The organism is Streptomyces sp. NPDC042346 (genome assembly GCF_055581845.1).
Map to the genome: position 1 here is coordinate 24230 of NZ_JBVJEH010000019.1, position 14040 is coordinate 38269.

Sequence of the window (14040 nt, forward strand, 5' to 3'; positions counted from 1 at the left end):
TATGACCGGTCAGTTTATGCGGACGGTTGCCTGCCTGACCCCATCAGAGCCTTCCCTGGTACTTCGCCGAGGTCGTCCTGGCCGTCGAGAGCTTGCCGTACAGGCGGGCGCCGGGGCATTCCGTGGCGAATCCGTCACGGTGTCCGGCGATCGTGCGGAGCTTGACCTTCGTGCCCTTCTTGTACAGGTTTCCGCCCCCGGAGGTCAGGTACGTCGTGGTGTTCGGGTTCACCCCGTGCAGGCCGAGCTTCCACGCCGTCAGCTTGGCGACGGCGGTGAGCACGGCGGCCGGCGGGTTCGTCTTGCTGTAGGTGCCGAGGACGGCGATGCCCATGCTGTTGGTGTTGAAGCCGAGGGTGTGCGCGCCGAGGACGGGCTTGGCCACGCCCCCCGCACGGCCTTCGTAGATGTTTCCGCACTTGTCGATGGCGAAGTTGTAGCCGAAGTCCCGCCAGCCGCTGCTCTGGACGTGGTAGCGGTAGATGCCGCGCAGGACGGAGGGGGCCTGGCTGCACGTGTAGTTGTTGCCGGTCGCGCTGTGGTGGACGAAGGCCGCCTTGATGGTCTTCGTGTAGACGAAGCCCTTCTCGCGGAGCTTCTCGTCGGCTCCCCAGCCCTTGCGCGTGATGATCCCCGGTCGGGGGCCGATGTACGGCTTCGCCGCGACCGCCGCGACCGCCGGGGCGGCGGCGATCGGGACGACGGGGGCGACCGGGGCGACCGCCGCGATCGGGGCCGCGTGCGGAGGCCGGGCAGGCCTGGCCGCCATGGCGGGGACGGCGGGCATGGCGGGGACGGCGGGGATGGCCGGCATGGCGGGGACGGCAGGCATGGCGGGGACGGCAGGGATGGCCGGCATGGTGAAGTGGCGGAACGTCACTTCTGTCTGTTCCTTCGACAGCGCCGGGATCCAGGTCGCGCCGTACGGCGCCAGCTGGGCGTTGACCGCGCTGGCCGCCGCCTCCGCCGCCGTCGGGCCGGCCGGGACCGCGGCCGCCCGGGATCGGGGGGCGGCGGAGGCCGGGTCCTCTCCCGGGTCGACCAGTTCGAGGCGCAGGCCCTCGGGGAGCTGCTCCTCTCCTCGTACGCGGATCTCGACGCCGTCCGAGTCGCCCACCCACAGCGGCGCCGTGGAGCCCTTGAGCGCCCGGGCGGCGCCCTCCGCGGTCTCCGGGTCGGCGCCGTGCTCGTCGTTGTGGGTCTCCACGTCCTGCCACTCCGACCAGGCCCCGTCACCGGTGGCCCGGGTGCGGACCTGCACGGTGCCGTGCAGCGCGGCGGTCGGGTCGTCCCAGACGACGCCGACGAGGGAGAACGGTCTGACGTCACGTCGGGCCAGGCCCTGCTCTCCCGGATCGGAACCGGATTCGCCGCCGAAGCCGCGTACGGAACCGTCCAGGGGCTCCAGCGGCAGCGACTGGGTGGAGCCGGGCAGCCGCTCGGGCCCCGGTGGCAGCGCGGCGACCGCCGGTGGCGCCGTGGCCGCCGCGGGTGCGGCGAGGGAGACCGGCAGGGCGAGCACCGCCGCGCAGGTGACGGCGATCGAGGAGGCGAGTGAGGCACGCATGGGCCGATCGTGCGTATCCCCGGCGCGTTCCGCGCGTCGGGAATCCGCGCGGAAATTGACGGACCGTCGGGCCGACCGGTGGACGGCGTCACCGGTACGGAGGACCGGGCGCGCCCGCCCGCGTACGCTGTCCGGCGTGAACGCCAGCGACCGCACCCCCGCCGACCTGCTGCGATCCGCGCTCGCCGCGGACCCCGCCCGCCCCTTGGTCACTTTCTACGACGACGCCACCGGTGAGCGCGTGGAATTGTCCGTCGCCACCTTCGCCAATTGGGTGGCCAAGACGGCGAACCTGCTCCAGGGCGAACTGTCCGCCGCACCGGGCGACCGGCTCGCACTGCTGCTGCCCGCGCACTGGCAGACGGCCGTCTGGCTGCTCGCCTGTTCCTCGGTCGGGGTGGCCGTCGAGGTGGGCGGCGATCCCGCGGACGCCGACCTCGTGGTCGCGGGGCCGGAGACGCTGGAGGCGGGTCTCGCCTGTTCCGGTGAGCGGATCGCGCTCTCGCTGGCGCCGCTGGGGCGCCGCTTCCCCGCCCCGCCCGCCGGGTACGCGGACTACGCGGTCGAGGTGCCGAGCCAGGGCGACCGGTTCGCGCCGTTCGTACCGGTGGACCCGGAGGCTCCCGCCCTCGTCGCCGACGGCAGGGAACGGAGCGGAGCGCAGCTCGTCGAGCAGGCGCGCGTGGACGCGGCGGCGCTCGGCCTGACCCCCGGCTCCCGGCTGCTGTCCGGTCTCGGTTACGGGGACTGGCGGGGGCTCTCGACCGGCCTGTACGCGCCCCTCGCGGCCGGCGGCTCCGTGGTGCTGTGCCGGAACCTGGATCAGCTCTCGCCCGAGGCCCTGGAGAAGCGGGTGGAGAGCGAGCGGGTGACCCACACGGTCAGCTGAGCCCCCCGGTCCCCCGCCCGGCGCCCACCCGCACCGGCCCGGCGCCCGGTCGCCCCCTACCGAACCGACACCGGCCCGGCGCCCGGTCGGCCCTCCCCCGCACCGGCCCGGCGCCCCGTCGGCGCCTTCCGGCACCGACCCCCACCCCGGTTAGCGCCCATTCGGCGTAGCGCCGCGCCGAGCCCCCGGGTCCCCGCGCCGACTCCGGTACATGATCGGCCGGGGGGAGTCGATCCTTCCGCACAACCATGCGTCGGGTTCGGCCGTCTCCTTCCATGACCGGTGGCCGCCGGGCGCGCCGCCGACGCCTCGAAGGACGGACTCAGACGTGACGGACCGTGCTGACACGCCGCCCGAACCGGATCCCCCGGCGGCGGAGGACGCGGCGCCCGGTGCTCCGGAGGAGCCGCACAGACGCCACTGGCTGCGGTGGACGGCCCTCGGGGTCTCGCTCGTGGTGCTGATCGCGGCCGCGGTCGGCTGGTGGTTCTACCGGAAGCTCGACGGCAACATCACCACGGACACGACGGCCGCGGCCGAGCTGCGGAAGTACGAGAAGGAGCGGCCGACGGCGGCCGCCTCCGCCGCCCGGAACATCCTCCTCATCGGCTCGGACACCCGGACCGGCGAGGGGAACCGCAAGTACGGCAAGGACAAGGGCACCCAGCGCTCCGACACGACGATCCTGCTGCACCTCTCGGCGGACAAGTCGAGCGCGACGGCCGTCTCGCTCCCCCGCGACCTGATGGTGACGATCCCGAGCTGCGCCAAGGCCGACGGGAAGCGGACCCGCGAGCAGTTCGCGCAGTTCAACTGGGCCTTCGAGTTCGGCGGTACGGCGTGCACGATCCGTACCGTCGAGAAGCTGACCGGGATCCGGGTCGACCACCACATGGTGATCGACTTCCGGGGCTTCAAGAAGATGGTCGACGCCGTGGACGGGGTGGAGGTCTGCCTCAAGGAACCCGTCGACGACACCGACGCGAAGCTGAAGCTGCCCGCGGGGCGGCAGACGCTCCACGGGGAGCAGGCCCTCGGCTTCGTACGGGCCAGGAAGTCGATCGGCAACGGCAGCGACACGGAACGCATGGACCGGCAGCAGCAGTTCCTCGGCGCCCTCGTCAACAAGGTGCAGAGCAACGGGGTCCTGCTGAACCCGACCAAGCTCTACCCGGTCCTGGACGCGGCCACGAAGGCGATCACGACCGACCCGGGGCTCGACTCGCTGAAGGACCTGTACGACCTGGCGCGCGCGATGCGGGCCGTCCCGACGGACAAGGTGCAGTTCCTCACGGTGCCGCGCCGCTCGTACCGATATGACGCGAACCGGGACGAATTGGTACAGCCGGCGGCGAGTCAACTCTTCAAGCAGCTGAGGGAGGACCGGCCCGTCCTCGTGACGCCGCACACCGAGGAGGAGGGCCGCGGGAACGGCGGCGACGGCAAGCCCGACGACGCGGACAGCCCGGCGCCCTCTGCGACACCGACCTTCACGGGGCGGAACGCGGCGGAGGGCGTGTGCTCTTAGGAACACCCGGGACGCGGCGGGTAAAGGGCGAACCAAGGGGAGGGCAGGGTCGGATGAGGTTTGAGCAAATTGCCCGGTTGTAAGGGGCGTGGAATTTGTCACTGACGTCGCCCCACGCTGAACTGGGCGGATAGTGTGACGCGATCCGGTGCACCCGACCGTGTGGTCGTCGCACTCACCAAGGATCGAACGACCGAGAGAGCGGCGCCCTACGGGGGAGGCGCCTCGCGTGGCACCGACGGAGGACTCGAGTAACCGTGGACGCGCACAGCCGTGGACGGGCGGACGAGATCGACCCCGCCGACCAGTGGGTGCTCAACCCGCAGACCGGCAACTACGAACTGCGACTGGACCACTCCGCTGGGCAGTCGCAGACACCGTCCCGGCCCCGGAGATCGAGCACGGCCACGGCGGCCGACACGACCGGTACGGGCCACGGCGCCCCTGCCGGCGCGGGCCGCGGCACCACCGCAGGCACCGGCGCCGGGACGGCCACCGAGGCGCCCGTCCCCGGTCAGCGCCGCCGCCGCGTCTCCGAGCAGGGCGGCGGCCAGCAGCCCCCCGCGAGCCGCCGCAAGCGCAAGCAGGGCGCGTCCCGCAAGAAGAAGGTCCTCCTGTGGACCGGCGGCACGATGGCCTTCGTGCTCGTGGGCGGCGCCACCGGCGCGTACCTGCTCTACAAGAAGCTCGACGGCAACATCGGCACGGTCGACGTCGGCAGCGCGGCGGTCGAGACGCCCGGCATGGACGGGCCGCTCAACATCCTGATCATCGGCAACGACGTCCGGACCGGCGAGGGCAACGAGAGCTACGGGAACAAGACCAACGTCACCGGCCACGCCGACACGACGTTCCTGATCCACGTCGCCGAGGACCGCACGAACGCGACGGCGGTGAGCATCCCCCGGGACCTCAAGATCGAGATCCCGGACTGCCCGACGAGGCAGCCCGACAAGTCGATCAAGGTCATCCCCGGCTCGGTCGGGAGGACCAAGTTCAACGAGTCGTTCGGGGTGAACGGCCGCGACCCCGGCTGCACCATGCGCACCGTCACGCAGATGACCGGCATCGGCATCAACCACTTCATGATGGTCGACTTCAACGCGGTCAAGACGCTGTCGACCGCGGTCGGCGGGGTGAAGGTCTGCCTGTCCAAGCCCATCCGCGACGCCGAGTACTCGAAGCTCAACCTCGCCGCGGGCGAGCACCGCATCCAGGGCGAGGACGCGCTCGCGTTCCTCCGCAACCGCCACGGCCTCGGCAACGAGAGCGACCTGGACCGCATCAAGATGCAGCAGCAGTTCCTCGCGTCGATGATGCGCCAGCTGAAGGAAGACACGCTGGACAGCCCGACGCAGCTGCTCGACGTCGCGAACGCGGCGACCGACGCGCTGACCGTCGACAAGGGCATAGGAAGTGCCATGAAGCTGACCAGCCTCGCCAAGGAGATCGGCAAGGTCGACCTCAAGAACATCAGCTTCATGACCGTGCCGGTCGTCGACAACCCCGACGAGCCGCCGAACAAGCGGGCGACGGTCGTCCTCGACCAGACCAAGGCCCCACAGGTCTTCAGCATGATCCAGAACGACGTCTCCTTCACCGAGGTGAAGAAGAAGGAGAAGGACGCCAAGAACGCCAAGGCGCAGGCCCAGGCCAAGCTCCTCCAGGGCCCTCGCGCGGAGGCCGTCGACGTACGCGTCGACGTCTACAACGGCAGCGGCATCACCGGTGCCGCGCAGTCCACGATCAACTGGCTGCAGAACGACATGGGTGTGAGCCGCTCCACCAACAAGAGCAACGCCCCCGAGAAGGCGGCGAAGACCACACTCACCTACGCACCGAACCAGGCCGATCAGGCCCGCAAGCTCGCGGACATGATGGGTCTGGCCGCCACGGCACTCAAGCCTGGCACGCAGGACGCCGCGGAGCGCGAGCCCATGACGCTCGTCCTCGGCTCCGACTTCAAGGGCGCGGGGGTGCCCGTCAAGGGTCCGACGAAGGCGCCGGACGTCGACAAGGTAGAAGCCGACAAGAAGGTGTGTGCCGAATGACCTGGAAACACCAGGCCTCGGCGCACTGCTGATTCACGAGGGGACCTGGGGTGGGACAGAACGTGCGTGGGGAGGGAACGCGGAAACGCGTTCCGCGCGCCCGTGAACTGGGCTGGGACGACGAACTGCACGGAGCGGGGGAGGCGACCGGCGCCGGGGGTGAAGCCGGCGCCGAGGAGGCGGGATCCACCGGATCCGCCGGATCCGCCGGTACGTCGACGTCGACCCGAGCCGAGCGGCGGCGCAGCGGCACCAGCGGCGGAGGTGGTACGGGAGCCGGCGGCGACGCGCGGGCGGGCCACCGTCGCGGCGGCTCGCGCCGGCGGGCCAAGAAGGCCGGCAAGCACAAGGTCCTGCGCTGGGTGGCGATCACCCTCGCCGTGCTGATACTCGGCACGGCCGGCGCCGGATACCTGTACTACGAGCACCTGAACGGCAACATCCGCAGCGGTGACCGCGCGGGCGGCAACAGCGGCGTGAAGAAGGCCGCGCCGAACGCGCTCGGCGACACCCCGCTCAACATCCTGATGATCGGCTCCGACAGCCGGGCGGATGCGAAGAACGTGGCGCTGGGCGGTGGAAAGAACCTGCGGGACAACAAGCCCCTGGCCGATGTGCAGATGCTGTTTCACGTCTCGGCGGACCGCAAGAACGCCTCGGTCGTCTCCATCCCGCGCGACACGATCGTGCCCATCCCCGAGTGCAAGTCCGAAGACGGCAGTGAGACCTTCCCTGCCACCACCAACCAGCCGATCAACGAAACGCTGGGGCGCGGTGGCCCCGGCTGCACGCTGACCACTTGGGAAAGCCTCACCGGGGTCTACGTCGACCACTGGATCATGGTCGACTTCGCGGGCGTGGTGGCCATGGCCGATGAGGTCGGCGGCGTCCCGGTCTGCGTGAAGACCGGCGTCAGCGACCACCCGACACGGCTGCAACCCGGCGGCTCCGGTCTGAAGTTGCCCAAGGGGACGCACGAGGTCAAGGGCAAGCAGGCACTTCAGTGGCTGCGCACCCGGCACGCCTTCGGCAGCGACCAGAACCGGGCCAAGGCCCAGCGCATGTACATGAACGGGATGATCGAGAAGCTCCAGAACCAGAACGCCTGGACCGACACCGGCCGCCTCATGGGCCTGGCGGAGACCGCTACCAAGTCCCTCCAGGTCTCCCAGGACCTCGACACGGTCAAGAAGCTCTTCGATCTGTCGATGCAGCTCAAGAACGTGAAGCTGGACCGCCTCACCACGGCGAACATCCCGACGGCCCAGTGGTCGCAGGACAAGAACAAGAACGTCCTCGTCGAACAGTCCGCCGAGAAGATGTTCCAGATGCTCCGCGACGACGTCGCCTTCGACAAGAACGGCGATCCGGCCGGCAAGAAGCCGACCGCCCCGGCCAAGCCGAAAGCCACCGCAGAGGCACCCGGGTCGTTGACCGTGACGGTCATCAACGGCACCGGCAACGACGCCGAGCCCGCCGTCGAGGGCCGCGCCCGCGCGATCGCCGAGATCCTCTCGGGCAAGGGCTTCACGCAGGCCGCGTCCTCCAAGGAGAGCGGAAGCCGCAAGGACACCGTGGTCACCTACCCCAAGGGCGAGGCCGACCAGGGCAAGGCGAACGCCCAGTCCGTGGCCAAGGCACTCGGACTGCCCGCCTCGGCCGTCCGGGCCGACGCGAAGGCCGAACACATCACGCTCGTCGTCGGCTCCGACTGGCGCGAAGGCACGGTCTACAAGAAGCCGACCACCGAGGCCGGCGACCTGCCTGACGGCACGGAAGTCCTCCGCGGCAACGACAAGGACTGCATGTACATCTACCCCCCCTACCAGTGGGACGGAACGAGCTGACCCGCTCTCTCGAACCTGCCGACGGCCGGTGTCCCGCACGGGACACCGGCCGTCGGCACTCCATTCACCAACTCGTCCTGATTTCACGCCAGTTCATGACTCGCATATGACAGATTCGTGACTGACGGATGGTCAGGGTCGATCGCCGCAGATAGCTTCAGCCGACTTCTCCTTCCGTCTGCTGGGAGCTCAGACCGTGAACCTCGGTATGAAAACAGCATCGACCTTCGGCGCACTTGCGGCCATAGCCGGCTTGTCTCTCGCCAATGCCCCCTCGGCCGCCGCCAGCACGCCGTCCGGCTGCAGCAGCGTGTCCCAGGTCGGCAGCACTCGGGTGATCCAGATCGGCGGGATGGATGCCGCCTCGGTGAAGCAGTACTACGGCTGCGGATACAACTACGCCTACATCTACGTGTGGCAGCAGTTCCGGAACTCCCACCCGAACTGGGACCTCTACGTCCACATCGTCAACCACTCCGACACCGGAACCGACTACGGCGAAGCCCAGCTCGCCAACACGACACGGTCCGAGCTCTGGGGTCCGGCCGCCAACACGGCCGCCTACTGCACCCACGCCACGGGCTACCTGGACTCGGTCGGCGGGTCGACGTCCGCCGTGTGCTGAGCCGACCACTCGGTTTTCAAGCGGCACTGGCTCCAGCGCAGCACAAGTGGGGCCCGTTGAGTCGCGATATCCACCCCGGATCACCTTCCCTAGGAGCCATCATGCGTACTCGTATGCGCGCCTTCGCTCGCCTCGGCGTCGTGGCAGGATCACTCGGTCTCGCATTGGTCGCCGGCACCGGCGGCGCCCAGGCGTACACCTACGACGGCACCAACCCGTCCTCCACCGGCTGCTCCGCAGATGGAAGCACGGTCCACTCGGCTACGGTCAAGAACGCTTACGGGACCACGTTCGGCACCATCGAGCTGCGGTACAGCCTCACGTGTCACACCGCATGGGCACGGTTGACACTCAACTACACGCAGGGCGCCTGCGACACCGCCGGCGCGGGTTACGCCTGCGCTCGGAGCTTCGTCATTCGCAACAATGACGGCCGTACCTACAGCTGCAAGATCTCTCCCGGCCAGACCCAGTGCTACACGCCTCAGGTGTACGACAAGGACCCGCTGACGTCCTACGCGGAGTCGGCCATCGACGCGGTCACCGGTGAAGCCCACACGCGCACCGCCTCGTACTGACCGCCCCCGACGGCCGGGCCCCATAAGGGACCCGGCCGTCGGTCGTTCGCGCGTGCTTGCCGTCAGACCGTCTCGGACTCGCCGGCCTTGACCGCCGGCCGGCGGCTCGCGATGACCTTTCTGGCCAGCGAGCGCGGGCTCGTCAGGAAGCCGTACCCCCACGACATGTGCATCGTCGCGAGCGCCACCGGGATCTGCAGGCGGGCCTTCAGCGGCAGGCCCTTGCCCGCCGGGAGCGAGCCCGCCGCGATGGCCGCGAGGTAGCCCGCCGGGATCACGAAGCCGAGCGGGGTGAGCGCCGCGCCCACCACGAGGCCCGCGGCGATGGCGCAGACGGCGACCGGCGGGGCCAGGTAGCGGAGGTTGATGGAGCCGTGGTGGTAGCGGGCCACCACATGACGCCAACGGCCGTAGTTCTTGTACTGCGTGGCGAGGGCCTTCACCGAGGGCCGCGGGCGGTACTGGACGCGCAGCTCCGGCGAGAACCAGATGAGGCCGCCGGCCTCGCGGATGCGGAAGTTCAGCTCCCAGTCCTGGGCGCGGATGAACTCCACGTTGTACCCGCCCTGCTGCTCCAGGACCTCGCGCCGGAAGACACCCAGGTACACGGTCTCTGCCGGGCCGGCCTGGCCGCCCGTGTGGAAGGCCGCGTTGCCCACGCCGATCTTCGAGGTCATCGCGGCGGCGACCGCGTCCTCCCAGGCGTTCTCGCCCTCGGCGTGCATGACACCGCCGACGTTCTGCGCGCCGGTCTCCTCCAGGAGCCGGACGGCGGTGGCGATGTAGTTCGGAGAGAGCATGCCGTGGCCGTCGACGCGCACCACGATCGGGTGACGGGAGGCCTTGATCGCGGCATTGAGCGCGGCGGGCGTGCGGCCCGTGGGGTTCGGCACGGTGTGGACGCGGGGGTCTTCTCGTACGAGCTCGGCGGCGATCTCGTCCGTACGGTCCGTGGACGGGCCGAGGGCGATCACCACCTCCATCTCGCCGTCGTACTCCTGCTCCAGGATGTGACGAACCGAGGTGCGCAGATACCGCTCCTCGTTGAGGACCGGCATGATCACGGAGACGGGGGGCGTGGCGTTCATTGTTCGCCACGTTACCGCGAACGGGGGACACCGGTGCGCGCCGCATGGGTGGTGCACCCTTGCGCTGATCGTATGGGCCTACGGTGCTCACGGTTCCCCTTGTCACACCCGCGGAGGTGTCCGTCCGTGCCCACGCCGCCCCGCACGCCCCGTCGCAGGCCGGTCCCCCGGCCTCCCGTACCGGTCCGTCGGCGGAGGCCACGGCGGCCCCGGTGGGGGATGCGGATGGCGACCGCGCTGTCCGTGGTGGTCCTCGCGGCGGGCGGGATCGGGCACGCGGTGGTGACGGGCCTGGACACCGGGATCACCCGGGTCGACCCCTTCAAGGACATGAAGAACCGGCCGCAGGCCGGGAACGGGATGAACGTCCTGGTCGTCGGCACCGACGGCCGGGACAAGATCACCCCGGAGGAGAAGAAGAAGTACCGGCTCGGCGGCGCCCCCTGCCACTGCACCGACACGGTGATGCTCGTGCACATCTCGGAGGACCGGGAGCGGGCGAGCGTCGTCAGCCTGCCCCGTGACTCGTACGCCGAGATGCCCGAGCACACCGACCTGACCAGCGGCAGGAAGCACCACTCCCACCCCGTGAAGCTGAACGCCGCCTACGCGGAGGGCGGGCCGGGGCTCACCGTGCGGACCGTCGAGTCGATGACCGGCGTCAAGATCGACCACTACCTGGAGGTCGACTTCACCAGCTTCATGCGGACCGTGGACGCGGTCGGCGGGGTGCAGATCTGTACGACCAAGGCGGTCAAGGACTCCTACACGGGCCTCGACCTGTCGGCCGGCACCCACGAGCTCGACGGCGGGCAGGCCCTCCAGTACGTCCGCTCGCGGCACATCGACGGGGCCGCCGACATCGGGCGCATGCAGCGGCAGCAGAAGTTCCTGGCGGCGCTGATCGACCGGGCGACGAGCGGCGGGGTGCTGCTGAACCCGGTGCGGTTCCGCGAGATGGCCACGACGATGCTGGGCTCGGTCCGGGCGGACGAGGACTTCGGTACGGATCAGATGCTGGCGCTGTCCAAGGCGATGCGGGGCTTCACGCCGGCGTCGTCGGAGTTCGTGTCCGTGCCGATCGGCGACATGAGCTTCCCCGTGAAGGGGATCGGGTCGACGGTGAAGTGGGACGCGGCGAAGGCGCAGAAGCTGTTCCAGGCGCTGCGGGACGACCGGCCGCTGGCGCCGGCGGCTTCCGCGCAGAAGGCGGAGTCCTCCGGGAAGGGTGTCGACCCGAAGTCGGTCGTCGTGGACGTGTCGCCGCGCACGATCCGGGTGCAGGTCTACAACGGGACCCGGACGGACGGGCTCGGCCGGAAGGTGGACGACGCGCTGCGCGGCACCGGCTTCGACACCACGCGGACGCCGATGACCGGGGCCGGGCAGGAACGGGCGCGCACCCTCGTCGAGTACGACCCCCGCTGGGACCGCTCGGCGAAGTCCCTCGCGGCGGCGCTGCCGGGGGCGGAGCTGCGGGCGGTGGCGGGCCGGGGCGCGACGCTGCGGGTGACGGTGGGGGCGGACTACCGGGGCGTCACGGCCGTGCGGGCGGAGGACGCGGGGAAGGGCGGGCCGTTCGAGGCGGTCACCGGGGACAAGGTGGTGTGCCCGTAGGAGGGCGTTGATCCGTCCGGGGGCCGGGGCGGCTCGTGGGCGGCACCGGGGGCGGCTCCGTGGGGCGGCCGCCAGGGGCGACTCCGGGGGCGGCTCCGGGGAAGGGCGCGCCCCCTCGGGGGTCAGTCCTCGTAGCCCTCGGCGGCGCGGCGCTCCCGGAGCTCCTTGATCGCCTGGCGGCGGGCCAGGCGGTGGGTGCGGCGGATCTGGGCCTCCTGGTGGCGGCGCTTGTCCTGCTCCGTCTCCGGGACGACCTGCGGGACGCGCCGCGGCTTGCCGTCCGCGTCGACGGCCGCGAAGACGAGATAGGCCGAGCCGACCTGGGTGGCGGGCGTGGACTCGTTCCAGCGCTCGGCCATGACCCGTACGCCGACCTCCATGGAGGACCGGCCGGTCCAGTTGACCTGGGCCTTCACATGGAGGAGATCCCCGACCCGCACCGGCTCCAGGAAGACCATCTCGTCCATGGAGGCGGTCACGGCGGGCCCGCCCGAGTGCCGGCCCGCGACGGCGCCCGCCGCGTCGTCCACCAGCTTCATGATCACGCCGCCGTGCACCGTACCGAGGAGGTTGGTGTCGTGGCTGGTCATGATGTGGCTGAGGGTGGTGCGGGAGGCCGAGGTGGGCTTGCCGGGGATATCGCCCTGATCTGTCATGCCCTCCACCTTATGCGGGGTCTCGCCGTCGTCCCCGTGGGGTCCGTTTTGCATCAGCTTGGCAACAGGGCCGGTCCGATATTCCACCCGGCCTGTCCAGGGGATTCCTCCGCCCGGCACACTGGTCCGCATGAATGACTGGCCCCATGACGGCGGACACGGCCGTGGCAACGCGAACTCCCAGCCCGAGGGACCTCGCCGGATGAGCCATGTGCAGCGTCCGCAGGTCCCGCCGCAGCAGCCCCCCTACGGCCGGCAGCAGCAGTCGTACGGGCAGCAGCAGCCCGATGACGGCCAGGGCTACAACCCGAACTACACGCAGGCCCAGAACTCGGGCTACGACTCCGGTTACAGCAGCGGCCAGGTCTACGGCGGCCCGCAGGGCGGCGCCCCGCAGGGTCCCGGCGGCCGGGGACCCGTACCCCCGCAGCACGCCCCGCGGCCCGGCGGCGGCCCCGCCCCGGACTGGCGCAAGCGCGCCAAGATCGGCTCGATCGTCCTGGTCGTCGGAGTCCTCGCCTGGGGCATCGGCACGTATGCCTGGGCCAGCTCCCAGATGCGCAACGAGGTCGACCTCTCCAAGGTCATCGAGCGGCCGTCGGAGGGCGACTGCACGACGTACCTGATCGTCGGCTCGGACAGCCGTGAGGGCATGTCCGCCGAGGAGAAGAAGAAGCTGCACACCGGCTCCGCCGAGGGCAAGCGGACCGACTCGATGATGATCCTCGCGGCCTGCTCCAGCGGGAACACGATGGTCTCGCTCCCCCGCGACTCGTGGGTGACGATCCCGAACTTCGTGGGCTCCGAGTCGGGCAAGAACTTCCCGGCGCGCGGCGGCTCCAAGCTGAACGCGGCCTACGCGATGGACGGCCCCGAGCTGCTCGTGCGGACCGTCGAGTACAACACCGGCCTGCACATCGACCACTACGCGGAGATCGGCTTCGCCGGCTTCGCGAACATCGTGGACGCGCTCGGCGGGGTGGACCTCAACATCGAGAAGGGCTTCAAGGACAAGAAGTCCGGAGCGAACTTCGCGGCGGGCGAGCAGACCCTCAACGGCGAGCAGGCCCTGGCCTTCGTCCGGACGCGGTACGCCTTCGCCGATTCGGACCTCCAGCGGACGAAGAACCAGCAGAAGTTCCTCTCCGCCCTGGCCAGCCAGGCGGCGACGCCGGGCACGATCCTCAACCCGTTCGCGCTGTACCCGACGCTGGGCGCCGGTCTGGACACGCTGATCGTGGACAAGGACATGTCGCTGTACGACCTCGGGAAGATGTTCTTCGCGATGAAGGGCATCAGCAGCGGTGACGGCAAGTCCATGAACATGCCGCTCGCGGGCAGCGCGCCGCAGAACTCCCTCAAGTGGGACATGCCCAAGGTGAAGCAGCTGGTCGAGCAGATCCGCAACGACGAGAAGGTCACCGTCGAGTCGAACCGGTGACCTCGGGCGTACGAGAAGGGCGCCCTCCCCGGCCGGGGAGGGCGCCCTTTCGCCTGTACTAAGGGAGGTTGCGGGCCATGACGATGCGCTGGACCTGGTTGGTGCCTTCGTAGATCTGGGTGATCTTGGCGTCGCGCATCATGCGCTCGACGG

General features: G+C 70.2%; 12 protein-coding genes. 8 read left to right on the top strand and 4 right to left on the bottom strand.

The window, feature by feature from the left end; all coding sequences use genetic code 11:
* Positions 1–43: 43 nt before the first annotated feature.
* Positions 44–1567, bottom strand: a complete 1524-nt coding sequence (locus tag ACZ6K0_RS42935; RefSeq protein WP_469236290.1) for a peptidoglycan recognition protein family protein — start codon at positions 1565–1567, stop codon at positions 44–46.
* 136 nt (positions 1568–1703) lie between these two features.
* Between ACZ6K0_RS42935 and ACZ6K0_RS42940 the strand changes: the two genes are divergently transcribed.
* The 6 genes from ACZ6K0_RS42940 to ACZ6K0_RS42965 all read left to right on the top strand — a co-directional run bounded on the left by ACZ6K0_RS42940 (position 1704) and on the right by ACZ6K0_RS42965 (position 9085).
* Positions 1704–2456, top strand: a complete 753-nt coding sequence (locus ACZ6K0_RS42940) for a TIGR03089 family protein (protein WP_376413257.1) — start codon at positions 1704–1706, stop codon at positions 2454–2456.
* A 328-nt stretch (positions 2457–2784) separates the two neighbouring features.
* On the top strand, positions 2785–3984 hold the full coding sequence (locus ACZ6K0_RS42945) for an LCP family protein (RefSeq protein WP_469236291.1): 1200 nt from the start codon (positions 2785–2787) through the stop codon (positions 3982–3984).
* 257 nt (positions 3985–4241) lie between these two features.
* Complete coding sequence (locus tag ACZ6K0_RS42950; RefSeq protein ID WP_469236292.1) at positions 4242–6035, top strand: LCP family protein; 1794 nt, start codon at positions 4242–4244, stop codon at positions 6033–6035.
* A 50-nt stretch (positions 6036–6085) separates the two neighbouring features.
* Positions 6086–7882, top strand: a complete 1797-nt coding sequence (locus ACZ6K0_RS42955; RefSeq protein ID WP_469578829.1) for an LCP family protein — start codon at positions 6086–6088, stop codon at positions 7880–7882.
* Positions 7883–8135: 253 nt separating this feature from the next.
* On the top strand, positions 8136–8507 hold the full coding sequence (locus ACZ6K0_RS42960; RefSeq protein ID WP_469236294.1) for a hypothetical protein: 372 nt from the start codon (positions 8136–8138) through the stop codon (positions 8505–8507).
* Positions 8508–8608: 101 nt separating this feature from the next.
* A complete protein-coding gene (locus ACZ6K0_RS42965; protein ID WP_469236295.1) occupies positions 8609–9085 on the top strand; it encodes a DUF2690 domain-containing protein in 477 nt (158 codons plus the stop codon).
* Positions 9086–9147: 62 nt separating this feature from the next.
* On the opposite strand, the gene ACZ6K0_RS42970 is transcribed toward ACZ6K0_RS42965, so the two are convergent.
* A complete protein-coding gene (locus tag ACZ6K0_RS42970; RefSeq protein WP_469236296.1) occupies positions 9148–10173 on the bottom strand; it encodes a glycosyltransferase family 2 protein in 1026 nt (341 codons plus the stop codon).
* A gap of 126 nt (positions 10174–10299) precedes the next feature.
* On the opposite strand from ACZ6K0_RS42970, the gene ACZ6K0_RS42975 reads away from it, so the two are divergent.
* The gene (locus ACZ6K0_RS42975; protein WP_469236297.1) at positions 10300–11790 is read left to right on the top strand and encodes an LCP family protein; all 1491 of its coding nucleotides are present in this window, start codon (positions 10300–10302) and stop codon (positions 11788–11790) included.
* Positions 11791–11912: 122 nt separating this feature from the next.
* Here the strand turns inward: ACZ6K0_RS42975 and ACZ6K0_RS42980 are convergent, their stop codons facing one another.
* A complete protein-coding gene (locus tag ACZ6K0_RS42980) occupies positions 11913–12446 on the bottom strand; it encodes an acyl-CoA thioesterase (RefSeq protein ID WP_267043951.1) in 534 nt (177 codons plus the stop codon).
* A 130-nt stretch (positions 12447–12576) separates the two neighbouring features.
* On the opposite strand from ACZ6K0_RS42980, the gene ACZ6K0_RS42985 reads away from it, so the two are divergent.
* Positions 12577–13887, top strand: a complete 1311-nt coding sequence (locus tag ACZ6K0_RS42985) for an LCP family protein (protein WP_376413247.1) — start codon at positions 12577–12579, stop codon at positions 13885–13887.
* Between the two features lie 58 nt (positions 13888–13945).
* Here ACZ6K0_RS42985 and ACZ6K0_RS42990 read toward each other — a convergent pair.
* A partial coding sequence (locus tag ACZ6K0_RS42990) for an acyl-CoA dehydrogenase family protein (RefSeq protein WP_132919430.1) occupies positions 13946–14040 on the bottom strand: 95 nt, incomplete at its 5' end.

What these genes read in the sequence shown, in the direction of transcription:
- ACZ6K0_RS42935 (WP_469236290.1), bottom strand. Translation starts at nt 1,567, where the DNA reads ATGCGTGCCTCACTCGCCTCCTCGATCGCCGTCACCTGCGCGGCGGTG.
- ACZ6K0_RS42965 (WP_469236295.1), top strand. Translation starts at nt 8,609, where the DNA reads ATGCGTACTCGTATGCGCGCCTTCGCTCGCCTCGGCGTCGTGGCAGGA.
- ACZ6K0_RS42970 (WP_469236296.1), bottom strand. Translation starts at nt 10,173, where the DNA reads ATGAACGCCACGCCCCCCGTCTCCGTGATCATGCCGGTCCTCAACGAG.
- ACZ6K0_RS42980 (WP_267043951.1), bottom strand. Translation starts at nt 12,446, where the DNA reads ATGACAGATCAGGGCGATATCCCCGGCAAGCCCACCTCGGCCTCCCGC.
- ACZ6K0_RS42985 (WP_376413247.1), top strand. Translation starts at nt 12,577, where the DNA reads ATGAATGACTGGCCCCATGACGGCGGACACGGCCGTGGCAACGCGAAC.